General features: G+C 72.0%; 31 protein-coding genes. 14 read left to right on the top strand and 17 right to left on the bottom strand.

The window, feature by feature from the left end:
- Positions 1–2: 2 nt before the first annotated feature.
- From KU893_RS03340 to KU893_RS03315, 6 genes are all read right to left on the bottom strand, one after another.
- On the bottom strand, positions 3–1,025 hold the full coding sequence (locus KU893_RS03340; RefSeq protein ID WP_218232903.1) for an Ig-like domain-containing protein: 1,023 nt from the start codon (positions 1,023–1,025) through the stop codon (positions 3–5).
- Between the two features lie 114 nt (positions 1,026–1,139).
- Complete coding sequence (locus KU893_RS03335) at positions 1,140–1,619, bottom strand: hypothetical protein (protein WP_218232902.1); 480 nt, start codon at positions 1,617–1,619, stop codon at positions 1,140–1,142.
- 8 nt (positions 1,620–1,627) lie between these two features.
- Entirely contained in the window at positions 1,628–1,987 is a 360-nt protein-coding gene (locus tag KU893_RS03330; RefSeq protein ID WP_218232901.1) for a response regulator, read from the bottom strand.
- Positions 1,984–2,472, bottom strand: a complete 489-nt coding sequence (locus tag KU893_RS03325; protein WP_218232900.1) for a chemotaxis protein CheX — start codon at positions 2,470–2,472, stop codon at positions 1,984–1,986. Before KU893_RS03325 ends, KU893_RS03330 begins: the two co-directional genes overlap by 4 nt.
- Complete coding sequence (locus KU893_RS03320) at positions 2,469–2,831, bottom strand: response regulator (RefSeq protein WP_218233131.1); 363 nt, start codon at positions 2,829–2,831, stop codon at positions 2,469–2,471. The genes KU893_RS03325 and KU893_RS03320 overlap by 4 nt, the downstream gene beginning before the upstream one ends.
- Positions 2,832–2,842: 11 nt before the next feature.
- A complete protein-coding gene (locus tag KU893_RS03315; protein WP_218232899.1) occupies positions 2,843–3,700 on the bottom strand; it encodes a CheR family methyltransferase in 858 nt (285 codons plus the stop codon).
- A gap of 72 nt (positions 3,701–3,772) precedes the next feature.
- Between KU893_RS03315 and KU893_RS03310 the strand changes: the two genes are divergently transcribed.
- From KU893_RS03310 to KU893_RS03300, 3 genes are all read left to right on the top strand, one after another.
- Entirely contained in the window at positions 3,773–4,882 is a 1,110-nt protein-coding gene (locus KU893_RS03310) for a protein-glutamate methylesterase/protein-glutamine glutaminase (protein WP_257440840.1), read from the top strand.
- A gap of 419 nt (positions 4,883–5,301) precedes the next feature.
- A complete protein-coding gene (locus KU893_RS03305) occupies positions 5,302–6,498 on the top strand; it encodes a DUF222 domain-containing protein (protein ID WP_218232898.1) in 1,197 nt (398 codons plus the stop codon).
- Entirely contained in the window at positions 6,495–6,698 is a 204-nt protein-coding gene (locus tag KU893_RS03300) for a hypothetical protein (RefSeq protein ID WP_218232897.1), read from the top strand. Before KU893_RS03305 ends, KU893_RS03300 begins: the two co-directional genes overlap by 4 nt.
- A 382-nt stretch (positions 6,699–7,080) precedes the next feature.
- Here the strand turns inward: KU893_RS03300 and KU893_RS03295 are convergent, their stop codons facing one another.
- The 5 genes from KU893_RS03295 to KU893_RS03275 form a co-directional block, all read right to left on the bottom strand.
- On the bottom strand, positions 7,081–7,416 hold the full coding sequence (locus KU893_RS03295) for a hypothetical protein (protein ID WP_218232896.1): 336 nt from the start codon (positions 7,414–7,416) through the stop codon (positions 7,081–7,083).
- Positions 7,413–7,805, bottom strand: a complete 393-nt coding sequence (gene fliS, locus KU893_RS03290) for a flagellar export chaperone FliS (RefSeq protein ID WP_218232895.1) — start codon at positions 7,803–7,805, stop codon at positions 7,413–7,415. The genes KU893_RS03295 and fliS overlap by 4 nt, the downstream gene beginning before the upstream one ends.
- Before the next feature lie 7 nt (positions 7,806–7,812).
- Positions 7,813–9,156: a flagellar filament capping protein FliD gene (fliD, locus tag KU893_RS03285; RefSeq protein ID WP_218232894.1), complete on the bottom strand. Its 1,344-nt coding sequence runs from the start codon at positions 9,154–9,156 to the stop codon at positions 7,813–7,815.
- A gap of 125 nt (positions 9,157–9,281) precedes the next feature.
- On the bottom strand, positions 9,282–10,112 hold the full coding sequence (locus KU893_RS03280) for a flagellin N-terminal helical domain-containing protein (protein WP_218232893.1): 831 nt from the start codon (positions 10,110–10,112) through the stop codon (positions 9,282–9,284).
- Positions 10,113–10,238: 126 nt separating this feature from the next.
- The gene (locus KU893_RS03275) at positions 10,239–11,084 is read right to left on the bottom strand and encodes a sigma-70 family RNA polymerase sigma factor (protein WP_257440839.1); all 846 of its coding nucleotides are present in this window, start codon (positions 11,082–11,084) and stop codon (positions 10,239–10,241) included.
- A 251-nt stretch (positions 11,085–11,335) separates the two neighbouring features.
- Between KU893_RS03275 and flgN the strand changes: the two genes are divergently transcribed.
- The 8 genes from flgN to KU893_RS03235 all read left to right on the top strand — a co-directional run bounded on the left by flgN (position 11,336) and on the right by KU893_RS03235 (position 19,893).
- On the top strand, positions 11,336–11,815 hold the full coding sequence (gene flgN / locus KU893_RS03270; protein WP_218232891.1) for a flagellar export chaperone FlgN: 480 nt from the start codon (positions 11,336–11,338) through the stop codon (positions 11,813–11,815).
- Positions 11,815–13,218 carry a flagellar hook-associated protein FlgK gene (gene flgK / locus KU893_RS03265; protein ID WP_218232890.1) on the top strand — a complete coding sequence of 468 codons (1,404 nt, stop codon included), beginning with the start codon at positions 11,815–11,817 and terminating at the stop codon, positions 13,216–13,218. The genes flgN and flgK overlap by 1 nt, the downstream gene beginning before the upstream one ends.
- An 11-nt stretch (positions 13,219–13,229) precedes the next feature.
- Positions 13,230–14,120, top strand: coding sequence for a flagellin N-terminal helical domain-containing protein (locus KU893_RS03260; protein ID WP_218232889.1), 891 nt, complete (start codon positions 13,230–13,232; stop codon positions 14,118–14,120).
- A gap of 8 nt (positions 14,121–14,128) precedes the next feature.
- Entirely contained in the window at positions 14,129–14,518 is a 390-nt protein-coding gene (gene fliW / locus KU893_RS03255; protein ID WP_246591740.1) for a flagellar assembly protein FliW, read from the top strand.
- 18 nt (positions 14,519–14,536) lie between these two features.
- On the top strand, positions 14,537–14,791 hold the full coding sequence (locus KU893_RS03250) for a carbon storage regulator (protein WP_218232887.1): 255 nt from the start codon (positions 14,537–14,539) through the stop codon (positions 14,789–14,791).
- Positions 14,792–14,915: 124 nt separating this feature from the next.
- Positions 14,916–17,144: a chemotaxis protein CheA gene (locus tag KU893_RS03245; protein ID WP_218232886.1), complete on the top strand. Its 2,229-nt coding sequence runs from the start codon at positions 14,916–14,918 to the stop codon at positions 17,142–17,144.
- Positions 17,141–17,623: a chemotaxis protein CheW gene (locus KU893_RS03240; RefSeq protein ID WP_218232885.1), complete on the top strand. Its 483-nt coding sequence runs from the start codon at positions 17,141–17,143 to the stop codon at positions 17,621–17,623. Before KU893_RS03245 ends, KU893_RS03240 begins: the two co-directional genes overlap by 4 nt.
- Positions 17,620–19,893, top strand: coding sequence for a methyl-accepting chemotaxis protein (locus KU893_RS03235; RefSeq protein ID WP_257440838.1), 2,274 nt, complete (start codon positions 17,620–17,622; stop codon positions 19,891–19,893). Before KU893_RS03240 ends, KU893_RS03235 begins: the two co-directional genes overlap by 4 nt.
- Before the next feature lie 82 nt (positions 19,894–19,975).
- Here the strand turns inward: KU893_RS03235 and KU893_RS03230 are convergent, their stop codons facing one another.
- Entirely contained in the window at positions 19,976–20,695 is a 720-nt protein-coding gene (locus tag KU893_RS03230) for a response regulator (RefSeq protein WP_218232884.1), read from the bottom strand.
- A gap of 124 nt (positions 20,696–20,819) precedes the next feature.
- Positions 20,820–21,179, bottom strand: a complete 360-nt coding sequence (locus KU893_RS03225; RefSeq protein ID WP_218232883.1) for a hypothetical protein — start codon at positions 21,177–21,179, stop codon at positions 20,820–20,822.
- 289 nt (positions 21,180–21,468) lie between these two features.
- On the opposite strand from KU893_RS03225, the gene KU893_RS03220 reads away from it, so the two are divergent.
- Positions 21,469–22,245: a sigma-70 family RNA polymerase sigma factor gene (locus tag KU893_RS03220; RefSeq protein WP_218232882.1), complete on the top strand. Its 777-nt coding sequence runs from the start codon at positions 21,469–21,471 to the stop codon at positions 22,243–22,245.
- 76 nt (positions 22,246–22,321) lie between these two features.
- Here KU893_RS03220 and KU893_RS03215 read toward each other — a convergent pair whose 3' ends face one another.
- The 4 genes from KU893_RS03215 to KU893_RS03200 are packed head-to-tail and all read right to left on the bottom strand — an operon-like array spanning position 22,322 to position 24,885.
- On the bottom strand, positions 22,322–23,503 hold the full coding sequence (locus tag KU893_RS03215; RefSeq protein ID WP_218232881.1) for an alcohol dehydrogenase catalytic domain-containing protein: 1,182 nt from the start codon (positions 23,501–23,503) through the stop codon (positions 22,322–22,324).
- A complete protein-coding gene (locus KU893_RS03210; RefSeq protein ID WP_218232880.1) occupies positions 23,500–23,700 on the bottom strand; it encodes a CDGSH iron-sulfur domain-containing protein in 201 nt (66 codons plus the stop codon). Before KU893_RS03210 ends, KU893_RS03215 begins: the two co-directional genes overlap by 4 nt.
- A 7-nt stretch (positions 23,701–23,707) precedes the next feature.
- Entirely contained in the window at positions 23,708–24,736 is a 1,029-nt protein-coding gene (locus KU893_RS03205) for an iron-containing redox enzyme family protein (RefSeq protein WP_218232879.1), read from the bottom strand.
- Complete coding sequence (locus tag KU893_RS03200) at positions 24,733–24,885, bottom strand: hypothetical protein (protein ID WP_218232878.1); 153 nt, start codon at positions 24,883–24,885, stop codon at positions 24,733–24,735. Before KU893_RS03200 ends, KU893_RS03205 begins: the two co-directional genes overlap by 4 nt.
- An 82-nt stretch (positions 24,886–24,967) precedes the next feature.
- On the opposite strand from KU893_RS03200, the gene KU893_RS03195 reads away from it, so the two are divergent.
- Together KU893_RS03195 and KU893_RS03190 are read left to right on the top strand one after the other, a co-directional pair.
- The gene (locus tag KU893_RS03195) at positions 24,968–25,666 is read left to right on the top strand and encodes a PAS and ANTAR domain-containing protein (protein WP_218232877.1); all 699 of its coding nucleotides are present in this window, start codon (positions 24,968–24,970) and stop codon (positions 25,664–25,666) included.
- A 74-nt stretch (positions 25,667–25,740) separates the two neighbouring features.
- Positions 25,741–26,601, top strand: a complete 861-nt coding sequence (locus KU893_RS03190) for an SDR family oxidoreductase (RefSeq protein WP_218232876.1) — start codon at positions 25,741–25,743, stop codon at positions 26,599–26,601.
- Positions 26,602–26,616 lie beyond the last annotated feature (15 nt).

Genomic DNA, 26,616 nt, shown 5'->3' with positions numbered 1-26,616 from the left:
GATCACTTCAGGCGGAGCTTCTGGACCGCCGCGCTCGACGGCTGCACGCCCGTCGAGCCGGTGTACTCGGCCACCAGGCGGTGCTTGCCCTTCCCGAGCTTGGCCACCTTCAGCCGCAGGACGCCGTGGTGGCCCGCCGTCAGCGTGCCCCGGGCGACGACCCGGCCGTTGCGGGCGAGGTCACGAACGACCACCTGGCCGGTGGGCGCCGAGGCGGCCCGGACCGTGACGGTCGCTCGGCCCGCCTTGCGCGCCGAGACCTTGTACGTCGCGCCGGTGGTCGAGGGGACCTTCCCCAGCTGGCCGCCGCCACCGCCGCCACCGGCTCCACCGTCGGCACCGGCTGCGAAGAGCGGGACGTACGGCGTCACGAAGGTCTTGTTGCCGCCGTGGCCGGCCACCTGGAACGCGACCTGCAGGTGGTCGCCCGACGTGGCGACCGGGCAGGGGGCGATGCCGGCGGTCCGCTCGTAGCAGGACGGGGCGGGCGTCGCCGTACCCTTCAGGGCGCGCTTGGCGACCACCGGGACCTGGAACTCGAAGATCTGGCCACGCTTGAGGGTGATGGCCTGCCCGTTGACCGAGGCGATCGCGATGCCGTTGTTCGGGCCGCGCGTCAGCTCGACCGGATCGGTCGAGAACGTCGGGGTCGGGTCGTCGATGGCGTTGATGCCCCACTTGACGGGCTCGTCGGGGTAGCCGAACGCCGTCTCGTCGAAGACCATCTCGGGGACGACGGCCACGCCGCTGCTGCAGGGCAGCCCGACCAGGCCGATGTAGCCGTGCAGCAGGAACGGCTCGCCCACCTTCGGCACCTCACCGGTCGGCGACCACCAGCCGACGTTCGCGGTGACACCGGTCGAGGGCTGGCCGGTCCAGCAGTCGAGGATCGTGTCGGACTCGCTGCTGCCGTCCTGCCACTCGCCGGCCGCCTGGGCGGGGGAGGCGAGGGCCAGCAGGGAGGCCGTCAGGAGGCTCGCGCCGAGGGCGAGGAGGGACTTTCGCTTGCGGTTCTGGGGGGTCATGCCGGGGACGGTAGGAGGCGGTTCGTCCCGCTCCGGAGGGCCGAGGTCCCCGGTTTGTCCCTCACCCTGTCCCGGCGTTGTCCCTCCGGCCGGTGGTCCGGGGCGAGCGCCCCGTCAGAGCAGCACGACGGACAACAACCCCGACCCGTACCCCGCGATCTCGACCGCGAGGTCCTCGCGCCGCCCCAGCGTCATCGTGCTGATCCGCACCTGCGGGTCGAGCGGCGGGCCGGCGGGGTGGAGGGCGTGGAGGCGCAGGTGGTCGGCGCCGGCGACGTTGAACGTCGAGGCGGCGATGTTGAGGACCTCGTAGAGGTTCTCCGCGATCGCGTCGGTGACCTTGCCGTCGCCGACCGCGGCGGCGGCGTCACCGACCGGGATCAGGCCGAGTGCCGCGCCGGCGTACGCCGAGAAGGCCAGGTCGCAGGCGATCAGGGCGCTGATCCGCAGGCTGTCGTCGACGTACACGGCGACCGAGGCGGGGGTGTCCGGGCCGGGGGCGAACGGCGCCGACGGGCTGAGCGTGACGTCGCGGCCCAGGAGGTCGGCGAGCAGGTCGCGCAGCTGCTTGGGCTGGGGGAGGTGGACGGGCATCGGGGACCTCAGATGACGCTGCGGAGGGCGTCGTCGAACGCCTCCGGGGTGAACGGCTTGGCGATGAGGAAGGCCGCACCGGCGGACGCCGCGCGCTCGCGCATCTCCTCCGAGCCCTCCGAGGTGACGAACCCGAAGGCGACCTGGGAGCCCGAGGCACGCAGCGCGGAGAGGCAGTCGATGCCGTTCATCTCGGGCATGTTCCAGTCCGAGAGGACCAGGTCGGGCGCCTCGGTCTGCACCATCTCCAGCGCCTGCCGGCCGTTCTCGGCCTCGACGATGTCGTGCCCGCCGTGCCCGGCCTGGCGCAGGGTGCGGATCACGATCTGCCGCATCACGCGGCTGTCGTCGGCGATCAGGATCTTCATCGGGGTCCTTCCTGGGGAACGTGCACGGAGACACGGACGGGGGCGTCCTGCCACACGAGGTCGACGCGGCAGGCGAGGGCGGAGTCGCTGGAGAAGGCGGCGCGGCCGGCGGCGACGGCGGGCAGCGAGAGCACGCTGGGGCCCGGCATCAGGCTCTTCACGTTGCCGCCGACCATGTTGACCAGCTCGCCGACGGCGTCCGCGACGTCACTGTCGCTGGCCTGCTCGTCGGCGGGCAGCGCCAGCATCCGCATGGTCAGCCGGCGGGCGAGCGCCTCGTCGAGCTCGACGGTCACGACGCCCTGCCAGCCGCCGCTGATCGTGGTCGCGGCCGACCAGGCGGCCACGTCGAACGGCGCACCCGGCGCCACCGTGCGCGGCAGCAGGGGCGCGTCGTCGCCGAGCAGCGCCATCCACACGTCCTCGGTGACGGCCAGGACGTCCTCGGACGCGGGGACCTCGACCTCCGGCACGACGGCGCTCATGCGGGCACCAGCCCGAGCAGCGAGAGCTTGTCGACGATCGCGTCGGGCGTGAACGGCTTGATGACGTACTCATGGGCGCCGGCGGCGAGCGCGCGCACGATCTGCCGCTGCTCGCTCTCCGTGGTCACCATCATCAAGGTGACGTCACGCCACTCCGGGTTGGCGCGCACCTCGGTGATGAACGTGTAGCCGTCCATCACCGGCATGTTCCAGTCCACCAGGCACACGTCGGGCACGACGCCCGCGTACATCTGGTCGAGCGCCGCCTGGCCGTGCTCGGCCTCACTGGTCTCGAAGTCGAGGTCCGTGACGATGCGGCGCAGGATGCTGCGCATCGCCCGGGAGTCGTCGATGATCATCGCGCGCACGGTCAGGCTCCTGTGCTGGTGAGGGACGGGGTCAGGGAACGGGCGGCGGAGGCGCGACGGTAGGTCGGCACCCGCCCGATCTGCTCGCGCTGCCAGGCGGCAGCGAGGTCGGCCGGCATGTCGAGGGTCGTCTCCGACGAGCCGAGGAGCAGGTAGCCGTCGTCGGCGAGCATCGGCAGCATCCGGCGCAGGATGTCCTGCTTGGTCGCGGCCTCGAAGTAGATGAGGACGTTGCGCAGCCAGATCACGTCGAAGCTCCCCAGGCCGACGTACGGCGCCGCCAGGTTGAGGTGCTTGACGGTGACCCGCTCGCGGAGCCGCTCGGTGATCTCCCAGTCGCGGCCCACGCGCGTGAAGTACCGGACCAGGCTGGTGGCGGGCAGGCCGCGGTTGACCTCGACCTGGCTGTAGCGCCCGGCCCGGACCCGTTCGAGCATCGCCGTGGAGATGTCGGTCGCGACGATCTCGTAGCTCCAGCCCGGCGGCAGGTGCTGGTCGAGCAGCATGGCGATCGAGTACGCCTCCTGCCCGCTCGAGCAGGCGGCGCTCCAGATCCGCAGCCGCCGGGTGATCTGCCGCCGCTCCAGCAGCGCGGGCAGCATCGCGTCGGTGAAGGCCTGGTACGGCGTGTGGTCGCGGAACCAGCTCGTCTCGTTGATGGTGAGCGCGTCGACGACCTTGCGGCGCTCGTCGGCGTCGAACGCCAGCCGGGCGACGTACTCCTCGAGGCCGAGGCCGCGGGCGGCGGCGAGCGGGTTGAGCCGTGCCTCGACGAGGTACTCCTTGCCCTCGTCGTAGACCATCGACGTCTCCCGTCGTACGAGCGCCGAGACAGAGGCGAAGGCGGTGGACGTGGTCATGCTCGCTCCATCGGCGGTGTCCGGGACGACCTGAGCCCTCAGACCGTGCTGGAGCGAGCCGATGGAGCAGCCGTGACAGCGATCAGGGTTCTCGTCGTCGACGACTCGGCACTGGTACGACGACTGGTGACCACCGCCCTCCGGCAGGCACCGGACATCGAGGTCGCCGGAGTGGCCCGCGACGGCCTGGAGGCCGTGCGCATGGTCGAGGAGCTCCGGCCCGACGTCGTCACCCTCGACATCGAGATGCCGCACCTCGACGGGCTCGGCGCGCTCACCCAGATCCGCGAGAAGCATGCGCGGCTGCCGGTCATCATGTTCTCGACGCTGACCGAGCGCGGCGCGACCGCGACCCTCGACGCCCTCTCCCGGGGCGCCTCGGACTACGTGACGAAGCCGTCCAACACCGGCCAGATCGCCGACGGGATCGCGGCGATCCGCGACCAGCTCGTGCCCCGGATCCGCGCGCTCGCGGGGATCCGGAAGCTCACGCCGGGCACCTCCGTCCCCGTCGTACGACGCGAGCGGACCCGCCCCCCGCTGGCGCCGGTCTCGGCGCTGCTGATCGGCTGCTCCACCGGCGGCCCCGACGCGCTGGCCCGCCTCCTGCCGAGGCTGCCGGCCGACCTCGGTGTGCCGGTGCTCGTCGTGCAGCACATGCCGCCGGTCTTCACCACCATGCTCGCCCAGCGCCTCGACAAGGTCTCCGCGCTGACGGTCCGCGAGGCCGTCGACGGCGAACCGGTCCACCCGGGCGAGGTGCTGCTCGCGCCCGGCGACTTCCACCTGCGGGTGCGGCGCTCGGCGGCCGGTGCCCGGGTGGCCCTCGACCAGGGCCCGCAGGAGAACTTCTGCCGCCCCGCGGTCGACGTGCTGTTCCGCTCCGCCGTCGAGGTGTACGGCTCCGGCGCGCTCGCCACCGTGCTGACCGGCATGGGCCAAGACGGCCTCGCCGGCGCGAAGGAGCTTGCCGCCACCGGCGCCCGGATCGTCGTCCAGGACGAGGAGAGCTCCGTGGTGTGGGGGATGCCCGGCGCCGTCGCCGGCGCCGGCCTCGCCGACGACGTGCTGCCGCTCGAGCAGCTCGCCGACCGGATCATTGCCACCGTCCGCCGCTCCCGCGCCGCCTGCCCCCTCCCGCCGGTGAGGTGTGAGCGCCAGCGAGCCCCCGCCGGTGGTTGAGGTGCGAGCGCCAGCGAGCCTCGAAACCTCCGGCCGTGCTGCCGGGAGGTCCGTCGGTGGTTGAGGTGCGAGCGCCAGCGAGCCTCGAAACCCCCGGCCGTGCTGCCGGGAGGTCCGTCGGTGGTTGAGGTGCGAGCGCCAGCGAGCCTCGAAACCACTGGCCGTGCTGCCGGAACTGTCCGGCACAGTTCGCGTCCGGAGGCCCGGAGGTTTCGAGGCTCCTCGCTAGCGCTCGTCGCGCCTCAACCACCGGAGCTGGTTCCTCGCTGGCGCTCGTCGCGCCTCAACCACCGGAGCACGAGCCCCTCCTGTCGCCGATCGTGAGGTCGATTCTCCCCACCCCGGCGATCGGGTTTCGCCAGTCCACAAGCGGGTTTCCGACCTCGGGTTGTGTCGGGGGTGGGTGGGAACATCCAGTCATGGATCTCGGAACCCAGCCCCGCTCGACGACAGCCTTGCTGTCGCGCGTGGGTGAGCGGATCCGCTCCCGCAACACCTTGGTCATCGAGGAATGGGAAGACATCGCCGCCTGGGCCGGCGACCACATCGTCACCGGACCCGAAGGAGCCGCCACCATCACCGAGGGCCACCTCGACACCGGCATCCCCATCGCCGGACCCGGTGCACCGCTGGTGTCCGAGTTCGCGGTCATGGAGCTCATCGCCGTCCTCGGCAGGTCACCCGACGGCGGGAAGGCCTATGTCGGGCGGGTCGTCGAGTGCGCCTGGCGCCTCCCGAACGTCTACGCCGCCGTGACCGCCGGGAAGCTGGCGCCGTGGCGGGCCGAACGCATCGCCGACCTCACCCACGGCTTGTGTGCCGAAGCGGCGGCGTTCGTGGACCGGCAGCTCTTCAACGCCTCCGGCGTCGGATGGGCCCAACTCGAGAGGCTCGTCACCGAAGCGGTGCTGCGGTTCGACCCCGAGCGGGCAGAGACCGACCGCAAGAACGCGGCCGATCACCGGCACTTCGACATCGGTCAGGTTGACGAGCACGGCCTGGTCCACCTCGACGGGCTGCTCGATGCCGCCGACGGGCACGACCTCAACCTCGCGGTGGCACGGCGTGCCGAGGTCCTCGGGAAGCTGGGCGACGACTCGTCGCTGGATGTGCGGCGCTCGAAGGCTGCTGCCGAACTGGCCCGACAGGACCTCGCGCTCGACTTGCTCATCCCGGAGGACCTGGAGGGTCCGGGGGGCCCGGGGGTTTCGAGGCTCGCTGGCGCTCGCACCTCAACCACCGGGACTGGCGCTCGCACCTCAACCACCGGGCACACCGTGCCGGGCCGCAAGGTTGTGTTGAACGTCCACCTCACCGACACCAGCCGCCTCGACGACCCGAACCCGTTCGCGAATCCCGTGGGCCGGTGGGAAGAGGGCCGCTGCCCGATCAGCACCGCCCAGATCCGCGAGTGGCTGCGCGCGAAGGACACCACGATCATCGTGCGCCCGGTCATCGACCTGGCCGACCACGTCCCGTCGACTCCTACGAGATCCCCGACCGACACAAGACCCGCGTCGCCCTGCGCGACCACAGCTGCCGGTTCCCGCACTGCACCCGACCCGCGCAACGTTGCGACATCGACCACCATCACCCTTACGGCGAGGGTGGCGTGACCTGTCCGTGCAACGAAGTTCCGCTCTGTCGGCGCCACCACCGGGCGAAGACCCACTCGGCCTGGCGCTACGACATCGTGATGCCCGGCTCCTACGTGTGGACCAGCCCGAACGGGTTCCGGTTCCGCGTCGACCACCGCGGCACCCACCCCGTCGCTGACACCGGCGACCAGAGCGACCCCAGCCCGCCCGACGAGTAGCCACCCCGCCCCGAACCCCGCGAGCACCAGCAGTTGGCGGGATCATCGGCACGTCCGGAACGGCTTTCGTGGCCGCGGCTGCAGGCTGACTGTCCATGGGCCCCGCCTGATCGACCAGCGCCACCGCGCCGGCTGGACCCAAGCTCACATCACCCCTGCGATGGCCGGGTCCCGCAAGGGTGTGCCGACCCGGACCGACGGCTTCGCTGCCGGACTACGGCTAGGGCGTGTCTCCCAAGTGAGCGCCGTCGCGAGCGGCGTTTGCGGCCGATCTGGCAAGGCGGCGGAGCGAAGTCGTGCCGGATCGCCCTTCGAGCGACGCCAACGCCGCCAGATCGAGTCGGAAACGTCGCGGAGCAGGCGGGGACTTGGGAGACACGCCCTAGGCGGTGACGTCGAGGTAGATCGGCGTCGGCGGGGTGGTCGTCGCGCGTCCCACGCGGTCGGCGACCTGCTGCTGGCGCCGGTTGTCGGTGAGCGCGCCGGGGATGGCGGCCATCAGCTGCTGCTGGCGGGCCAGGAGCAGCCGGGCGCGGGGGACCAGCTCGTTGGGGAGCGGACCGAGGTCCGAGGGGGGCAGCCACGGCTCGGGCGTCGACCCGGTCGCGCCGGCGGGCACGCCCTGCAGCATCTGCTCGGTGTGGTCGGCGTGCGCCTCGAGGCGGTCGAGCGCCTCGGTCCAGGTGGCCGGGCGGTCCGGCGTTGCCGGGGCGGTCACGAGGCGGCGGCGCCGACGGCGGCGGTCATGGCCGCCTGCCGCCAGGTGTCGCAGAGCTGGCGGCTGAGGGTCAGGCACTCGGTGGTGACCCGAGGGTCGCGACGGACGTTCGCGAGCACCAGTCGGTTGCGCAGGTACTCGTAGAGGCTGGCCAGCTGCTTGCCGGCGGGCATCCGGTCGACGTCCAGGCTGGACTCGAGCTCGATCACGATGTCCTGGGCGTGCAGCAGCTCCCGGTGGGCGTCGGCCCACGCGCCGCGCTGCTGGGCGACGTAGGCGCGCTCGACGTCGAGGACGAGACGCTCCAGGAGCATGACGAGGAGGCGGGCGGGGGAGGCCGTGGCGACCGCGTTGGAACGGTAGGCCGCGTGGGCGTTCATGGCGTTCATCAGGTGCTCACTCCTGCGATGAGGTCAGGGACGACAGCTGGCCGGCGAGCCAGGCGGACTGCCCCTGGAGCTTGGACAGGACGGTCTCGAGCGCGGTGTACTGGCGCTCCAGGGTGGTACGGCGCAGGGCGAGCCGGTCGTCCCAGGACTCGATGCTCTCGGTGAGGCGGCGGATCGAGGTGTTCTTCCCGTTGACGGCGCTGGTCACGGTGCCGTCGTACTTGTCGCTGGCGGCGCCGGCGGCGGACTGGACCCGGGCGGCCAGCCCGGACGTGCCGGTGATCGCCGCCGTCACTCCATCGGGATCGGCGGCGTACGCCGCGGCGAACTTCGCCTCGTCGAAGGTGAAGCGACCCTTGCGGTCCAGCTCGATGCCGTACGACGCGAGCGAGGTCCCGTCGGTCGGGTAGACCGTCTCGGTCAGGTCACCGACGACCCCGCGCAGGGTGCTGTCGCCGGACAGGACGCCCGCCTTCTTGGTGTCGGCGTTGTTGGCGGTCGCGGTGGAGATGGCGTCGAGGATGCTGTTGAGGTCGGTGACCAGGGTCTTCACGGCGGCCGAGCGGGTGGCGGCGTCCCGGGTGACGGCGATGTCGGCGGTCCCGGTCGCGGCGGTGCCCAGCGTGATCGTGACGCCGGGGGTGATGTCGGTGAAGGTGTTGGTGCTCGACGTGGCGGTGATGCCGCCGATCTCGATCGAGGCGTCCCGCCCGGCGCGGACCGTGGCGCCTCCGAGGAGCGGGGACCCGTCGGCCGCGGTGAGGTCGAAGTCCTGGGCGGCGCCGGTCGCGGTGGACTCGACGAGCAGCCGGAACTGGTCGGTGCCGCCGACCGTGCCGACCTTGACGAGGGTCGCGCGGACGCCCTGGTCGGCGGCGTTGATCGCGGCGGCGACCTCGTCGAGGGTGCCGCCGGTGGTGCTGATGGAGACGTCGGCCTGTCCGGCCCGCTTGAGCACCACGTCGGTGCCGGCGCCGGTGACGACGTCGGTCTTCGCGTGTGCGTCGGTGAAGGCGAGCTGGTGGCTCAGCGCGGTCTGGCCGACGGTCACGGTGAAGGCGCCGGGTACGGCCGCGGTGGACGCGGTGACACTGACGGCGGTGTTCGACGAGGTCGCCTTGAGGGCGGCCCAGGTCCCGGTCGTGGTGTCGGCGCCGGCGAGCGCCTTCGCCGAGTCGGCCAGGGCGGCGAGGCGGGCGTTGAGCTGTTGCAGAGAGGAGAGCCGGTTCTGCTCGGTGGCGAGCCGGCTCTTGAGCTTGAGCTGGGGTGCGGACTCCAGCGTGATCAGCTGGCTGATGATGTCGGCCGTGTTCAGGCCGCTGGCCAGGCCGCCGATGCTCGCAGTCGCCATCGGGTCCTCCGTCGCTCGTCAGGTCAGTCGTCAGGTCAGTCGTCAGGTGAGGGGAAGGCAGAAACGACCAGGTGCCGGGTGAGGCCGGAAAGCCTCACCCGGCACCTGGGCAATCAGCGGACGGATCAGCCGCGGAGCAGCTGGAGCACGCCGTTCGGGGCCGAGTTCGCCTGCGCGAGCATCGCCGTACCGGCCTGGGACAGGATCTGCGACTTGGTGAAGCTCATCATCTCCGAGGCCATGTCGGTGTCGCGGATGCGCGACTCCGACGCCGACAGGTTCTCGATCGCCACGTTGACGTTGGCGATCGTGTGCTCGAGCCGGTTCTGGTAGGCACCCAGGTTGGCGCGAGCGGTGGAGACGTTGCCGATCTCGGTGTCGACGGCCGTGATGGCCGCCAGGCCGCTGGCGTTGTCGGTGACGTTGAGGCCCTTGATCGTCGCGCCGAGGGCGGACAGGTCGGTCAGGTTGACCGCGATGACGTCCTCGGCCGCGGTGCTGCCCGCGCCGACCTGGAAGTTCAGCGACGCCGTGGAGCCGTTGAGCAGCTTGGTGCCGTTGAAGTTGGTCGACGCGGCGATCCGGGTGAGCTCGTCGCCCAGCTGGTCGATCTCGGTGTTGATGTTGCCGCGGGCGGCCGCGTTGTTGCTGTCGTTCGCACCCTGGACGGCCAGGTCGCGGACGCGCTGGAGGATCGCGTGGACCTCGGTCATCGCGCCCTCAGCGGTCTGGACGACCGAGATGCCGTCCTGGGCGTTGCGGACGGCGGTCTTGAGGCCACCGACCTGCGAGCGCAGGCCCTCGGAGATCGCCAGGCCGGCCGCGTCGTCGGCGGCGCGGTTGATCCGGAAGCCGGACGACAGCTTCTCCATGGACTTCGAGAGCTGACCCTGCGTCACCGACAGGTTGCGGTAGGCGTTGGTGGCCTCGATGTTCTGGTTGATGCGAAGACCCATGATGTTTCCCTCCTGGAATCAGGTCAGTTGCTGTTCGGGTGACCGTCCGTGGTCGCCCGTCGGGGTGGTGATCGGTACGCCGATCGCCGGGTTGAGAGGTTTTCCCGGAAACTGGTGGAGCGGCCCTCAGCCGACCGCGTCGAGCGGGCTGACACCGCGACGCATGCCGGCGGCGTGCCGGGCGGCAACGGCGGCGAAGTAGGACTCGCGGCGGCGCTGGGCGACCCCGCCGGCCTTGCCGGTCTGGTGCAGGAGCGACGGCTCGAGCTCGTGGTTGAGGGCGTCGCGCAGCAGCGAGAGGGCCTCGGCCCGCATCTGGGAGATCCGGGAGTCGGTGACGCCCAGGTCCGCGGCGATGTCGGCCATCGGCCGCTCGGCGAAGAAGTAGTCCTCGACGACCACGCGCAGCCGGTCGGGCAGCTCGGCGATCGCCTCGCGGAGGTAGGTGAGCCGCTCACCGTGCTCGAGCAGGTCCTCGGGGGAGGGGGCGCGGGTCGGCACCAGCTCCTCGATCGGGGTGGTGCTGGAGCCCTGCAGGGAGAGCACCTGGGCACGGGAGACGTCGTCGTCGTTGGCGACGACCTCGTCCTCGCTCAACCCGGCCGCGCGGGCGACCTCGGACAGGGAGGGCGTGCGGCCGAGGACGACGGCCAGCTGGTTGCGCGTCTCCGCCAGGTCGCGGGCCCGGCGTCGTACGGACCGGGAGGCCCAGTCGACCGAACGCAGCTCGTCGAGCAGGGCGCCGCGGATCCGGGTGGCGGCGTACCGGTCGAAGGGGACGCCGCGCGTCGCGTCGAAGGCGCGCGCCGCGAGGACGAGGGCGGTCAGGCCCGCCGAGGTGAGGTCGTCGCGGTTGACGTGGGACGGGACCCGCCCCATGGTCTCCCGCACGATGTGCCCCACCAGGGGCATGTGGCTGGTGATCAGCTCGTCCGTACCCGAGGTGGCGACGGTGGCCTCGTTCGCGTTCACGTGCATGAGGTTCCGGCCTTTCGCAGGCGGCGCGCAGGGCAATGCGCCGCTAAGGGCCGCTCGGTCGGGCAAATGGGGACCCAGGTCCCGGGTCCGCCTGGTCACGCCGGAAACCGTCCGTTGACCGATCGGTGAGGAACGTTCCCCGAATGCCTCAGGTCTGCTGCCTTGCTGGCGATGGAACGGCACGAGTGTCCCCGCAGCTCGGGGTGGACGGAGAGATCGGAATCGTCGTGGTCGACACAGCAGACATGGACAACCTGTCACAGGTCCTGTGGCGGGAGCGGGAGATGCTCGAAGCCCTGGCCTACCGGCTCGAGGTGGAGCGGCTCGTCCTCGCCAGCGGTCGTACCCGGTGGCTGGTCAACGCCACCCGCGACATCGAGGAGCTGCTCGACGACCTGCGCGCCACCGAGGTGCTGCGCGCCACGGCCGCCGACGAGGCGGCCGCCGTCCTCGGGCTGACGCCGAACCCGTCACTGGCCGCGCTGGCCGACGCCGCACCCGACCCGTGGCGCGGAATCCTGCGTGATCACCGCGACGCCCTGGTCGCGATCGCCCGCGACATCGCGGAGACCTCCGAGGACGCCAAGGGCCTGCTCACCGCCGGCTACCGCTCGGCCCGCGAGACCCTGCTCGCCATCGGCGGCGCGACGACCGCGAGCTACACCCACGCCGGGACCGTCGTCGCCGACGCCCCGCGCCACCACCTCCTCGACCGGAGCCTGTGATGGCCGGCTCCTTCGGTTCGATCAACACCGCTCTCTCGGGCCTGCGCTACAACCAGGTCGCGCTCGACGTCGCGGGCAACAACATCGCCAACGCCAGCACCGACGGCTACGTCCGTCGCCGGGTCGTCGGCGAGTCGGTCAGCAGCGCGCAGGCCGCGCTCTGGTCGCGGTACGACGGTCACGGCGAGGGCGTCACCGTCGGGGAGGTGCGCCGGATGACCGACCCCCTGCTCGATTCCCGGGTACGCCGGGAGCACGGCCTGCTCTCCTACCTCTCGACCAGCCGCACGATCCTGGCCCGGGTCGAGGACGGTGTCGGCGAGCCCGGCCCCAACGGCGTGCACGCCGCGATGCTCGACCTGCGCAACGCCTGGCAGGACCTCTCGCTGAACCCCGGCGGCACCGCCGCCCGGCAGCAGGTCCTCGGCCGCGCCGAGAGCCTCGCCCAGGCCCTGCGCAGCCAGGCCGCCAACGTCGCCGGCGAGGAGGCCGACCAGCGGGTCCACGCCCTCAACCTGGTCAGCGAGGTCAACACCGCCGCGTCCGGGCTGGCGGCGCTCAACCACGACATCCTCGTCACCGAGCAGAACGGCACGGACGCCGGCGTGCTGCGCGACCGCCGCGACCTGCTGGCGCTGCGCCTGTCCGAGCTCACCGGCGCGGTCACCACCGTCCAGGCCGACGGCCAGTTCACCGTCACCGTGGCAGGCACCAACCTGGTCCAGGGCAAGGAGGCGGGAGCCTTCGTGCTCGCCTCCGGCATCACCCCGGCCGGCGCCGCTGACGGCTCGCCCCTCAGCTACCGCGTCGACGCGTCGTGGGGGAGCACCGTCCTCCCGGCCGGGGCGGCCGGACCCGGCGGTGAGCTGGGCGCCGTCACCGAGGTCCTCACGACCAGGCTGCCGGCGTACCGGGCCGGGCTGGACGCGGTCGCCGCGGACCTGGCCGCGACCGTGAACGCCCAGCAGGCGGCCGGGTACGACGCCAGCGGGGCCGCCGGCGCGCCGCTGTTCAGCTATGACCCGCTCGTCGGCGCGGCCAGCCTGCAGGTCGCGATCACCGACCCGTCGAAGCTGGCTGCGTCCAGCGTGGGCGGGGGCGCGCTCGACGGCGCCAACGCCGACCTGCTCAGCCGGGCCGGCACCTACCCGGATGCCTACCAGCGACTGGTCAACGGCCTCGGGACGGACGTGGCGGCGCTCGATCGCCGTACGGCCAACCAGGCGTCGCTGTCCGGCGCCCTCGACGACGCCCGCGAGCAGCAGGCCGGCGTCAACCTCGACGAGGAGACCGTCAACATGGTCGCCGCGCAGCGCGCCTACGAGGCCGCGGCCCGGCTGATGACCACGCTCGACGAGGTTCTCGACACGCTCATCAACCGCACCGGCCTGGTCGGGCGCTAGGGGACACTGAAATGACCATCGGACGCGTGACGCAGCGGATGCTCACCGAGGGCTCGCTCACGAACCTGCAGCGCAACCTCGGCCAGCTGGCGTCGCTTCAGGAGCAGCTCTCGACCGGCCGGCTCATCAACCGGCCCTCCGACAACCCGACCGGCACCACCGCCGCGATGCGGATCCGGACCTCGGTCTCCGACCAGGGACAGTACGCCCGCAACGCGCAGGACGGCATCGGCTGGCTGACCCAGATCGACAGCACCCTCGACTCCGTCACCACGTCGGTCCGGCGGGCGCGGGACCTCGCGCTGCAGGGCGCCAACACCGGCGCGATGGGTCAGCAGGCGCGTGACGCGCTGGCGATCGAGGTCGACGGTGTCCGCCAGCAGCTGCTCGGCCAGGCCAATGCGTCCTACCTCGAGCGTCCGGTCTTCGGCGGCGTCACCGCCGGCGGCCAGGCCTACGACAGCAGCGGCAACTGGACCGGGATCGCGGGCTCGGTCAACCGTCGCGTCGCCGACGACGTGGTGGTGCAGGTCGACGTCGACGGCCGGACCGTGTTCGGCGACGGCGCCAGCTCGGTGTTCGCCGAGCTCGACGCCCTCGCGACCGCGCTGCGCGCCGGTGACACCGCGACCATCACCGCCTCGATCGGGGTGCTCCAGGCGCGGGAGAACACCGTCACCGGGGTCCGCGCCGTGGCCGGCACCCGGTACCAGCGGATCGAGCAGTCGGCGCAGGCCGCCGACGACGCGACGATGTCGCTCAAGAACAACCTCAGCTCGATCGAGAACGCCGACCTCGCCGAGACCACCGTGCACCTCAAGCTGCAGGAGGTCGCCTACCAGGCGGCGCTCGCGGCCACCTCGCGGGTCATGCAGCCGAGCCTGTTGGACTTCCTGCGATGATCGCGCACATGGACCTCCCCGTCATCGAGCTGGCCCACCCGATGCCCGGGTTTCCCGACGACGCGCGGTTCGCGCTCGTGCGCCTCGACGACGACGGCGTGCTCCACGGCTTCCGCTCGCTCGACAGCCAGGACCTGCAGTTCGTCGTCGTCCCGCCCGCGCCGTTCTACCCGGACTACACGCTCGACCTCGACGACGAGACCGCGACCGAGCTCGGCATCGACGAGGACTCCGCGGACGACGTACTCGTGCTCCTGGTGGTCCGCGCCGGCAGCAGCCTCGCCGACACCACCGTCAACCTGCGCGCGCCGCTGGTCGTCAACCCCGCAACCCGCCGCGCCAGCCAGGTGATCCTCGACGACGCGGACCTCCCGCTCGCTGCGCCGCTGGTCGCCTGACCCGCTAACCTCGCTCCCGTGCTGGTTCTCTCGCGTCGCATCGGCGAAAGCGTCGTCATCGGCGGCGGCTCTCCCGAGGCCGTCACCGTCACCATCCTCGAGGTGCGCGGCGACGTCGTCCGGATCGGCATCGACGCCCCCCGTTCCGTCGCCGTCCACCGCGCCGAGCTCCTCGCCGAGCTGGCCGACGCCAACGCCGACGCCGCCTCGCCGCCGGAGGCCGCCGTCGCCTCGCTCAGCGAGGCCCTCCGCTCGCGCGATCCCGCCCGCTGATCCGGCCTGCCGGCTCCGCCCCTGGTCCCACCGTGGGGCCGGGACTAGGTCCCAAGTCTCTTGACTCGTCTCACCCCGCCCGGGTCCGGGCCGATCGGGGGGAGCGAGCCTGGAGGGAGGGCGGATGGACGACGACGCCGAGATCATCGCCGAGTTCCTCGTGGAGTCCCACGAGAACCTGGACCAGCTCGACCGTGACCTGGTCGAGCTCGAGCAGCAGCCCGACTCACGGGAGCGGCTCTCAAGCATCTTCCGCACGATCCACACCATCAAGGGCACCAGCGGGTTCCTGGCCTTCAACCGGCTGGAGCAGCTGACCCACGTCGGGGAGACCCTGCTCTCGCGCCTGCGCGACGGCGAGGTCGTGATGACGCCTCCGATCGCCGAGGGACTGCTCTCGATGGTCGACACGGTCCGCGCGCTGCTCGAGGGCATCGAGCGCACCGGCCGTGACACCGACCCGGCCGTCGACGTCGCCCCCGTCGTCGCGGTCATCGAGGGCCTGCTGGCGGCCGACTCGGTCACGGAGGAGCCGGACGTGTCCCCGGCGGCTCCGTCCGTGACCGAGCCGGCGCCGCCGGTCGAGCCCGTCGCCGAGCCCGTCGCCCAGCCCGTCGCCCAGCCCGTCGCCCAGCCCGTCGCGCCTGTCGTGGAGGCCCCCGCCGCCCCCGCCCCCGCCGACGAGTCGTGGGACGGCGTTGAGCGCCGTGCGGTCGTGGACGCCTCGGTCCGGGTCGACGTGGACCTGCTCGACGACCTGGTCGACCTGGTCGGCGAGCTCGTGCTGACCCGCAACCAGCTGGTGCAGCGCAGCCTGGGCTCCGCCGACGCGGAGCTGGTCCGCGCCAGTCAGCGCCTGGACCTGGTGGCCAGCGAGCTGCAGGAGTCGATCATGAAGACCCGCATGCAGCCGATCGGCCAGGTCTGGTCGAAGATGCCGCGGGTCGTGCGCGACCTGTCCCACCAGCTCGGCCGTGAGGTCGAGCTGGTGATGGAGGGCCACGAGACCGAGCTCGACCGCAGCCTCCTCGAGGCGGTCAAGGACCCGCTGACCCACCTGGTCCGCAACTCCCTCGACCACGGCATCGAGCCTCCCGACGTACGCCGTGCGGCGGGCAAGGACGCGAAGGGCACGCTGAGTCTGCGGGCCTACCACGAGTCCGGCCAGGTGGTCGTCGAGATCGCCGACGACGGCAAGGGCATCGACCCCGCGACGATCGGCGCGGTCGCCGTCGAGCGCGGCGTCGTCACCCGCGACCAGCTGGCCCGGATGGACGGCCGCGACGTGCTCGGCCTCATCTTCCGGCCCGGCTTCTCGACCGCCGCCGCAGTCTCCAACATCTCCGGCCGCGGCGTCGGGATGGACGTCGTGCGCACCAACATCGAGCGGATCGGCGGGAGCGTCGACGTCTCCTCCGAGCCCGGACGGGGTACGACCACCCGCGTCCGGATCCCGCTCACGCTCGCCATCATCCCGGCACTCGTGGTCGGGGAGGGGGGCGAGCGGTACGCCATCCCGCAGGCCAACCTGGTCGAGCTGGTCCGGATCGAGGGCGACGACCTGCGTCGCCAGGTCGAGAACCTCGCCGGGGCACCGGTGCTCCGGCTGCGCGGAAAGCTGCTGCCGCTGGTCTCCCTCGCCGAGACGCTCGGCGGCAGCGCCCCCGAGGACGAGGCACTCACGGTGGTCGTCCTGCAGTCCGACGACGTCCGCTTCGGCCTGTGCGTCTCCGCGGTGCACGACACCCAGGAGATCGTCGTGAAGCCGATCGGGCGCCAGCTCAAGGCGCTCGCGATGTACGCCGGCGCGACGATCATGGGCGACGGCCGGGTGGCTCTCATCCTCGACGTCGCCGGGATCGCCGGGACGGTCGGCGTCGGTGCCACGCAGCAGGAGACGGGCGACCCCCGCGCGGTCGTTGCCGACGACCGGACGGCGCTGCTCGTGCTCGAGGTCGCCGACGGCCGCCGGGCCGCGCTGCCGCTGGCCGCGGTCGCCCGGCTCGAGGAGTTCGGGCGCGACCGGGTGGAGCGCAGCGGGACGTCGGAGGTGGTGCAGTACCGCGACGGCATCCTCCCGCTCGTGCGGCTCGCCTCGGCGATCGGCCTGCCCGACACCAGCGACCAGGGCGACCAGATCAGCGTCGTGGTCCACGAGACCGGCGGTGCCGGGGGAGCGGGGGGTGCCGTGGGCATCGTGATCGACAAGGTGCTCGACGTCGTCGAGGTCGCGATCACCTCGAGCGAGGTCGGTCGCCGTGCCGGTGTCACCGGCAGCGCCGTCGTCCAGGACCGGGTGACCGACCTGGTGGACCTCGAGGCCGTCGTCGCACGATCGGGGGCGTCGGCATGACCACCGCCCCGAGCACGGCGACCCGCACCGCCGAGCAGTACTGCACCTTCTGGGTGGCGGGCCTGTTCTTCGGCGTCGCCGTCGACGAGGTGCAGGAGGTGCTGCGGCGCCAGCCGATGACGCCGGTGCCCCGCGCGGACCGCGCCGTCACCGGCCTGATCAACCTGCGCGGCCAGATCGTCACCGCGCTCGACCTGCGGGTGCGCCTGGGGCTGCCCGACCGGGAGGGCGACGAGCTGCCCATGAACGTCATCGTCCGCAGCCGTGGCGAGGTGGTGAGCCTCCTCGTCGACGACATCGGCGACGTGATCGACACCGCCGGCGTCGACCTGCAGCCGGCACCGTCGACAATGCCGCGCGCCGTCCAGGACGTCGTCCGCGGCGTCCGGCCCCTGCCCGACTCCATCCTGCTCGTCCTCGACGCCGACCGCGCGGTCGACGTCACGAGCACCCCCGACACCACCGGAGGAACCCCGTGACCGAGACCCTCGACCCGCCGGTGAACGCCACCGCGTCCGCATCCGCACCCGCCTCCGCAGCCGCCTCTGCCGTCGACTTCGCGCTGTACGACGCCCTCCCGACCGGCGCGTTCGTCGTCGGACCCGACTACCGGGTCCAGTACGTCAACCGCCAGGCCCGGGCCGAGCTGGCCGCGGGCGGCCCGGACGTCCCCGACGTCGACCCGGAGACGCTGGTCGGCGCGTCGTTCGAGCTGATCTACGCGCACCCCGAGCTCGGCAGCCGGGTGACCGCCACCGCCGACAACCTCCCGTTGGCCGACCGGGTCGCCTCGGAGTTCGCCACGCGCGACCTGTCGTTCACCGCGATCCACGACGCCGCCGGCAGGTACGTCGGCGCGCTGGTCGTGGTCGAGGACGTCACCCAGAAGCTGCGCGTCGAGCAGCAGACGGCGATCGCCAGCTCGATGATGGAGAACAGCCCGACGAACATGATGTTCGCGGACCGCGACTTCGTGATCCAGTACATGAACCCGGCGTCGCTCAACACGCTGCGCAGCCTGGAGGCGGTGCTGCCGGTGAAGGCCGACGAGGTCGTCGGCTCCAGCCTCGACATCTTCCACAAGAGCCCCGCCTACCAGCGCGGCCTGCTGGCGAGTGCCGAGCACCTGCCGCGGCGCGCCGACATCAAGGTGGGCGACCAGACGCTCGACCTCCTGGTCAGCGCGATCACCGACGCCAGCGGTGAGTACGTCGGCGCGATGGCGACCTGGGAGGTGATCACCGACCGGCTGCGGATCGAGCGCGAGAGCGCCGAGGCCGCCGCCGACACCTCGGCCGTCAACAAGATCCTCTCCGGCCTCGGCGCGGCCACCGACGTGGACACCGCCGTCCAGATCGTGCTCGACACCGTGCGCGGCGAGTTCGGCTGGGCGTACGGCTCCTACTGGACCGTCGACCCCGCCGACCGGCTGCTGAAGTTCGACCGGGAGTCCGGTGACGCCGGTCCGGAGTTCCGGCAGGTGACGCTGCAGGCGTCGTTCGCCGAGGGCATCGGCCTGTCCGGTCGGGCCTGGGCGCGGCGCGACCTGTACTTCACCCCGGACATCGGCGAGATGACCGACTGCGTGCGGGCGCCCGTCGCCCAGCGGGTCGGCGTGAAGTCCGGCGTCTGCTTCCCGGTCATCGTCGACGGCGAGGTCGTCGGCACGATGGACTTCTTCGCCACCGAGACCCTGCAGCCGAGCGTGCAGCGCCTCGACGCGCTGCGGAACGTCGGCCGCCTGGTCTCGGAGACCATCGCGCGGATCGACCGCGAGGTCGCCGAGCGCGAGGCGGCCGCCGTACTGTCGGGCAAGGTGGCTCAGATCCTCGACGTCGTCTCCGCGGCGGCGACGGGCGACCTGACCCGCGAGCTCGACGTCGAGGGTGACGACGCCGTCGGCCGGGTCGCCGACGGCCTGCGCGCCCTGATGAGCACCCTGCGGGCCAGCATGGGCAACATCAGCGGGGCTGCCGAGACCCTCGGCGCTGCCGCCAGCCAGCTCACCTCGCTGGCGGAGGGGATGGGCGAGGGCGCCTCGATGACGTCCGACCGGGCGGCGTCCGCGTCGAGCGCGTCGGTCGAGGTGTCCGCCTCGATCCAGACCGTCGCCACGGCGGCCGAGGAGATGACCGCCTCCATCCGTGAGATCGCCAAGAACGCCACCGAGGCCGCGACCGTCGCCACCGACGCCGTCACCGTCGCCTCCGAGGCGCAGGGCACCGTCGCGTCGCTGGGGGAGTCGTCCGCCGAGATCGGCCAGGTCATCAAGGTGATCACCTCGATCGCCCAGCAGACCAACCTGCTCGCCCTCAACGCCACCATCGAGGCCGCCCGCGCCGGCGACGCCGGCAAGGGTTTCGCGGTGGTGGCCAACGAGGTCAAGGAGCTGGCCAAGGAGACCGCCAAGGCGACCGAGGAGATCGGCCAGAAGATCGAGGCCATCCAGAGCGACACCCAGGGCGCCGTCTCCGCGATCAGCCGGATCGCCGACGTCATCGCACGGATCAACGACATCCAGTCGACGATCGCCTCCGCGGTGGAGGAGCAGACCGCCACCACCAACGAGATCGCCCGCTCGGTCACCGAGGCCGCCGCCGGCGCCAACGGCATCGCCGAGGACGTCACCCAGGTCGCCACGGCGGCCGCCGACACCCGGGAAGGCGCGCAGAACACGCTCACCTCCGCCACCGAGCTCACCGGAGTCGCCTCCGAGCTGCGGGACATGGTGGGCCGCTTCCAGCTCTGAGGACCGTTCGACGCAAGCATGCGAAGACCCCCGCCCCGGTGATGCAAGGGGCGGGGGTCTCGTACGTCGAGCAGGCGGCGCCTCAGCCGACGCGGCGGTCCATGCGGTCCATGCGGTCCGCGGCCGGGGCGGTCGGTGCGGCCGGGGCGGCGCTCTCCGCTCCCCGGAGCCGTACGGCGAGCAGCGCGGCCTGGGTGCGGTGCTGGAGCCCGAGCCGGGCGAGCAGCCCGGTGACGTGGTTCTTGACCGTCTTCTCGGCCAGGTAGAGCTTCTCGGCGATCTGCCGGTTGGTCATGCCCTCGGCGATGAGGAAGAAGATCCTGCGCTGCTGCGGGGTGAGCTCGCAGATGACGTCGAGCGACTTGCGCTGCATCTCCATCTGCTCGACGACGCGGTTGGCGACGGCGGGGTCGATGAGCGAGTGGCCGCCGGCGACCAGCTTGATGCCGTTGAGCAGCGAGTTGCCTTCGATCTTCTTCAGCACGTAGCCCGACGCGCCCGCGAGGATCGCCGCGGAGATGGCGTCGGGGTCGTCGTACGACGTGAGGATCAGCGCCTTGATGTTGGGGTCGACGGAGCGCATCTCGCGGCAGATGTCGACGCCGGTGCCGTCGGCGAGGTTCGCGTCGAGGACGGCGATGTCGGGCCGCAGCTCGAGGATCTCCTGCAGCGCGACGGTGGCGCTGCCCGACTGTCCGACCACCTCGAGCTCCGGGTCGGTCTCGAGCAGGCTCGCAACACCCCGGCGCACGACCTCGTGGTCGTCGACGATGTAGACGCGGATCGGAGTCTCGGCTGGCACGAGGACGATTCTCCGACGCCACGCGCCGTAGTTGAATCCTTTCCGAACAGGTCGGGCCGGAGGATGTGTTTCGGTGGCCCGGAAGGACTACGGCGTCCTGGTCGAACGTCGGCGCGGCGAGGCGTCAGCGGGCCTGGAGGTCGGCCAGCGCGGCCGACACGTGCCGCTCGCTGCGGCGCAGCTCGGCCAGCAGCGCCACGATGTCCTGGGTGGTGAGCCGCTCGTCCTCGGTGGGCGGGGCCAGGCACTCGTCGGCCTCGGCGGCGGTGATCCGGGTGCCGATCTCGAGCCGGTACGACGTGTCGTCGAGCTCGAACGCGATGTCGGCGACGACCGCGGTGAAGTGCTCGTCGGCCACCGGGTCGTGGAGCACCAGGTGCTCGCCGGGCTCGAGGCCGCGGTCCAGGCCGGCGGCGCTGTGGCTGACCCCGAGGGAACGGCTGCGGCGGGTGAAGGGGCTGAGTGCCACCACGATCTGCTCCACCGCGACCTCCGTCGGGACCGGGCGCCGGTTGCGCCCTCACACTTGTAGAACGCAGCGCCGGGGTCCGCCGTTACGCCGGGCGCGGTCCTCTTGTCTCTAGTCCCGAATGACTAGGAACGATGATCCCGTCGGATGGCGCGGGGTATACCGACGCGCTATGTTGGGTAGCGAAGCAGCAGACAACTGTGGCCAAGCCCACCGCCACACCTCTCGATCTTCGGGAGTAACAGTGTCCACCGCATCGATCCCCACCATTCCCCACCGTTCCACCGCTTCATCCGCCAGCCAGGTGAGCTCCGCCGAGCGAAAGTCCCGGACCGCAGAGCTCCTCGCGAAGGCGCGGGAGTGTCCACCGGGGGAGCGCGCCGACCTCCTCGAGGAGGTCATCGTGCTCAACATCCCCGTGGCCCGCACCCTCGCCGCCCGTTACCGCAACCGCGGCCAGTCCGCCGACGAGCTCGAGCAGGTCGCCTGCCTGGCGTTGACCCGCGCCGTGCAGTCCTTCGACCCGGAGCGCGGTGACGACCTGTTGGTCTTCGCCGTTCCGAGCATCCTGGGCGAGCTGAAGCGGCACTTCCGCTCGGCCGCGTGGGCGGTGCGCCCGCCGCGTCGGATCCAGGAGATCCGGCCGCGCGTGGTCGCCGCGGAGGAGGATCTGGCCCAGCGCCTCGGCCGTCCGCCGACGCCGTGCGAGCTCGCGGACGAGCTCGACTGCCCGCCCGCCGAGATCGAGGAGGCCCTCGCCTGCGGCGACCTCGTGCATGCCGCCTCCCTCGACGAGCCGGTCGTCGCCACCGGAACCTCGCTCGGCGACCTGCTGCCGACGGTCGACGCCGGCTTCGACCACAGCGAGGCCGTCGCCATCCTCGGCCCGGCCTGCCGCCGGCTCAAGCCGCGTGACCGACGCATCCTGCGGATGAGGTTCTACGAGCAGCGGACCCAGCAGGAGATCGCCGACGAGCTCGGCGTGACCCAGGTCCAGGTCTCCCGGCTGCTCCAGCGCATCTTCACCGACCTGCGCCGTGCCGTCGGCGCAGAACCGGGCGGGAAGCCGCACGCAGCCTGATGCCACCGCGCCCCATGCGAATTGGCCAGGGAATCACGCATTCCCCCACCGAATCGCATGGGGCGCGGTCGTCGGCTCAGGGCTGGAACAGCACCTTCACCATGCCGTCGTTCTTGTCGCGGAAGTCGCGGTACGCCGCCGGGGCGGCCTCGAGCGGCAGGTGATGGGTCGCGAACGTCTCCACCCCGAGATGGTCGGTCGGCTCCAGCAGCAGGGCGAGGATCTCGTCGCTCCACCGGCGCACGTTCGCCTGCCCCATGCGCAGCTGGACCTGCTTGTCGAACATCTCCATCAGCGGCATCGGGTCCATCGGCCCGCCGTAGACGCCGACGACTGACACGGTGCCGCCGCGGCGGACCGCGTCGATGGCCAGGTGCAGAGCGGCCAACCGGTCGACACCGGCCGTGCGCATCAGCGGCTGGGCGAGACGGTCCGGCAGCAGGCCGACCACCTTGGCCATCGACTCGGCCACGGGGGAACCGTGCGCCTCCATGCCGACGGCGTCGATCACGGCGTCGGCGCCGCGCCCGCTGGTCACCTCGAGGATCGTGGTGACGGTGTCGGCGTCGCTGTCGGTGACGAGCGCCTCGGCGCCGTACGCCGAGACCCGCTGCAGCCGCTCCGGCACCGGGTCGACGACGAACACCCGGATGCCGCGCATCAACGCGATCCGGGCACACATGTCACCGATCGGGCCGGCGCCCAGCACCAGGAGCGTGTCCCCGGGCCGCAGTCCGGCGTAGTCGACGGCCTGCCAGGCGGTCGGCAGCACGTCGGAGAGGAAGACGAAGCGGTCGTCGGGCGGCCCCTCGGGGACCTTGATCGGCAGCCGGTCGGCGAACGGCACCCGCAGGTACTCCGCCTGGGCGCCCGGCACCTGGCCGTACAGCTTGCTGTAGCCGAACAGGCTCGCACCGGTGCCCTGCTCGACGTTCTGCGTCGTCTCGCACTGGCTCTGCAGCCCGCGGGCGCACATCCAGCACCGGCCGCAGCTGAGGTTGAACGGTACGACGACGCGGTCGCCGCGGCGCAACGACGAGACGTCGGGGCCGACCTCCTCCACGACGCCGATCGGCTCGTGGCCGACGACGTCCCCGACCTCCATGAAGGGGGCGAGGGGCTCGTAGAGGTGCAGGTCTGATCCGCACAGTCCGCTCGACGTCACCCGGATCACGATGTCGTCAGGCTCCTGGATCCGCGGGTCCGGGACGTCCTCGACGCTCATCCGGTTCCTGCCCTGCCAGGTCACGGCTCTCATGGGCTCCTCTTCCTCCGTCGGTCGCGGTGGCTGTCGTCGCACCAGGGCAGCCGGTCGGAACGGCCGCAGCGGCACACCGCCACGACGGCGCGCTCCACCGGTGCGGCGGTGCCGTCGACGCCGACCACCTCGTCGGCGCCGCGCACCAGCAGCGGTCCGCCGGGGCACTCCGTGACGACGACGCGTCGCTTGCTCATCAGCAGCTCACCCCGCCGCCCGGTCCTCGCGGCGTGCCCGCCACCCGTCGAGCAGCACCTGGCCGGCCAGGCCGTCGACGGCCAGGCACGCGGTCGCGCCGAACACGACGTCGGGAGCCAGCTCCGGCTCGTCGGCGACCAGCGCCGCGCAGATCCCGCGGATCGCCAGCTGCTCGTGGACCGCGTCGGCCTCGACGTGCTCGTCGTAGTAGTCGGCGACCTCCTCCGGGAGTCGCAGACGCCGGGCCCCGCGCAGGATGCGGTCGCACGGCAGCGAGCTGGTCGCCTCGAAGGCAGCCAGGTGTCCCATCGCCGCACCGCGGAGGCGACGGTTGAGGGCGAAGAGCGACATCAGGTTGACCGAGGCGAGGGTCGCGCCCGTCGCCTGCTCGACGTACGACGCGAGGTCGGTCGGCAGGTCCAGCGAGGCGAGCCCGCGGGCGAACAGCGCCTGGTGCAGCCGGTCGGGGCGGCCGCCGCCGTACTCGTCGTACTGCAGCTCTGCGAGCGCCACCTTCGCGGCGCCGCCGATGCGCGGCAGCACGAAGCTCTGCGGGTCGGACTCGCGCAGGTGGTGGACGGCCCGTTCGGCCAGGTAGGAGCAGAACTCCTGCCGGGTGGCACGCCGGTGCAGGAACTGGGCGACCTCCGAGGGACCGGAGCGGGCGGTCATCCGCACCAGCGCCGCGGTGACCTGCTCGGCCGGGGTGTCGCCGAGGTCCTCGAGCGCGGGCGCGTCCTGCGGGGTCGCGCCCACCAGCTCTCGCACGGCGTGCTCGAAGGTCCGCTCCAGCGCGGCCCGGCTCACCATGAGCAGCGGGTCCCACTCGGCCCGCGGGTCATCGACGTCGTCGAAGCCCCGGTAGTGCAGTTCGTAGAGGACCCACAGCGCGAGCTGGAGGTCGCGGTCGGTCAGCGGGTAGGTGACGTCTCCCATGGCCCGCGGCTCGGGCACGGCGTGCAGGCCCTGCGGCCGGGCACGCAGGGTCTCGACCACGCCCTCGCTGAGCGGGCCGCACGGTTGGGGCAGCCTCATCCGGTCCTCGTCCTTCCCTCCCACAGCTCGCCCAGGATCAGGCGCAGCAGGACCCGTCGTACCGTCAGCAGCGCGGGGAGCTGGCCCCCTGTTGTGCGCGCCGCACGTCGTTCGGGATAGTTCTCATCGCAGACGGTCCGTCGTCCCATGCCGACCTCCTCCGGGTGGTTGCGGGGTACCCCGGCCGTCGGGCCGCATACGCAGTCGCCGAGTGCACGCACGGGGGGAGAGATGGGTCGAGCAGTCCCAGGGGGGGAGCCGGCGTCGCTGGCCGGGCTGGTTCCGGCCGAGGGGGCACGGCAGACAGGGCGCTTCGTCTTCCACGTGGTCGACGAGCAGTGGGAGTGGGACGACGACGTCTTCGCGATCCACGGCTACCGGCCGGGCGAGGTCGAGCCGACCACCGAGCTGATCATGCAGCACAAGCACGAGCTCGACCGCGCGCTCGTCGAGCAGACGCTGCAGGAGGCGATCAGCGACGGAGCGCCGTTCAACGTCTACTACCGGATCCTGGTCGGCGACGAGGTGCGCAACGTCGTGCTGTGCGGCGAGGGCCAGTACGACGCCGGCCGCACCAGCGGCAAGGTCGACCGCCTGGTCGGCTACTACCTCGACCTGACCCCCGAGCTCGAGGCGGAGACGTCGGCCGCGGCCGACGCCGCGGTGGCCGCCTCCGCGGCCTCCCGCGACACGATCGAGCAGGCCAAGGGCATCTTGATGCTGGGCTACGGACTCGACGCCGAGGCCGCGTTCGCGATGCTGAAGTGGTGGTCGCGCAACCGCAACGTGAAGGTGCGGGAGGTCGCCGAGCGCTTGATCCAGGTGGCCCGGGAGGGGCATGTGAGCCACCCTGGACTGCGCCGGTTGCTGGACGCGCTGCTCGACGACCTCACCGCCAGCCGGGCGGCTCGGGGAGACCGACCCGACTAGTCCGACGTCGGTTCTCGTCGACTCGGCCCCCGCCGTACCCGACTCCTCGGGATACACCCGGGTAACGGCTCGACATGACAGAAACCGCCTTCCCCGCCCAGCAGCAGACGCCCCCGGGACTCACCGGGGAGATGACGCCCGAGCCGGACCACGGCGAGGAGTCGTACGTCGGCCACGGCCGCCTCGAGGGACAGGTCGCGCTGATCACCGGTGGCGACTCCGGGATCGGCCGCGCCGTCGCGATCGCCTATGCCCGCGAGGGTGCGGACGTGGCCTTCACCTACCTGCCCGAGGAGCAGGTCGATGCCGACGCGACCTCCGAGCTGGTCACCGGCGCCGGTCGCCGGGTCCTGGCCATGGCGCTGGACCTGCGGACCAGCGAAGCCTGCGACGAGGCCGTGCGGCGCACCGTCGACGAGCTCGGCGGCCTCGACGTGCTGGTCAACAACGCCGGCTACCAGATGGCCCGCGACCACGCCGTCGACGACCTGAGCGACGAGCGGATCGACCGCACCTTCAAGGTCAACCTCTACGCGCTGATGTGGCTGGTCCGGGCCGCTGCACCGTACCTGCGCAAGCGGCCCGGCTGCATCGTCAACAACGGCTCCATCCAGGCCTTCGAACCCTCCGAGACGCTCCTGGACTACGCCGCCACCAAGGCCGCGATCAACAACCTGACCGTCAACCTCGCCGCCTCGCTCGGCAGCGACGGGGTGCGCGTCAACGCGGTCGCGCCCGGACCGATCTGGACGCCGCTGCAGCCGGCCACCCAGGAGCCGGAGAAGGTGGAGAAGTTCGGCGTCGACACGCCGCTCGGCCGGGCCGGGCAGCCGGCGGAGGTCGCGCCGGCGTTCGTCTTCCTCGCCTCGCCCGGCGACGCGTCGTACGTGTCCGGCACGGTCCTGGGCGTCACCGGTGGGAAACCCGTGTTCTGACCGGACCGCGGGGTA

Source organism: Nocardioides daeguensis, from assembly GCF_019192965.1.
Classification (GTDB): Bacteria; Actinomycetota; Actinomycetes; order Propionibacteriales; family Nocardioidaceae; genus Nocardioides; species Nocardioides daeguensis.
The sequence above is the reverse complement of the archived record's forward strand: the minus strand, read 5'-3'. Positions and strand labels throughout refer to the sequence as shown.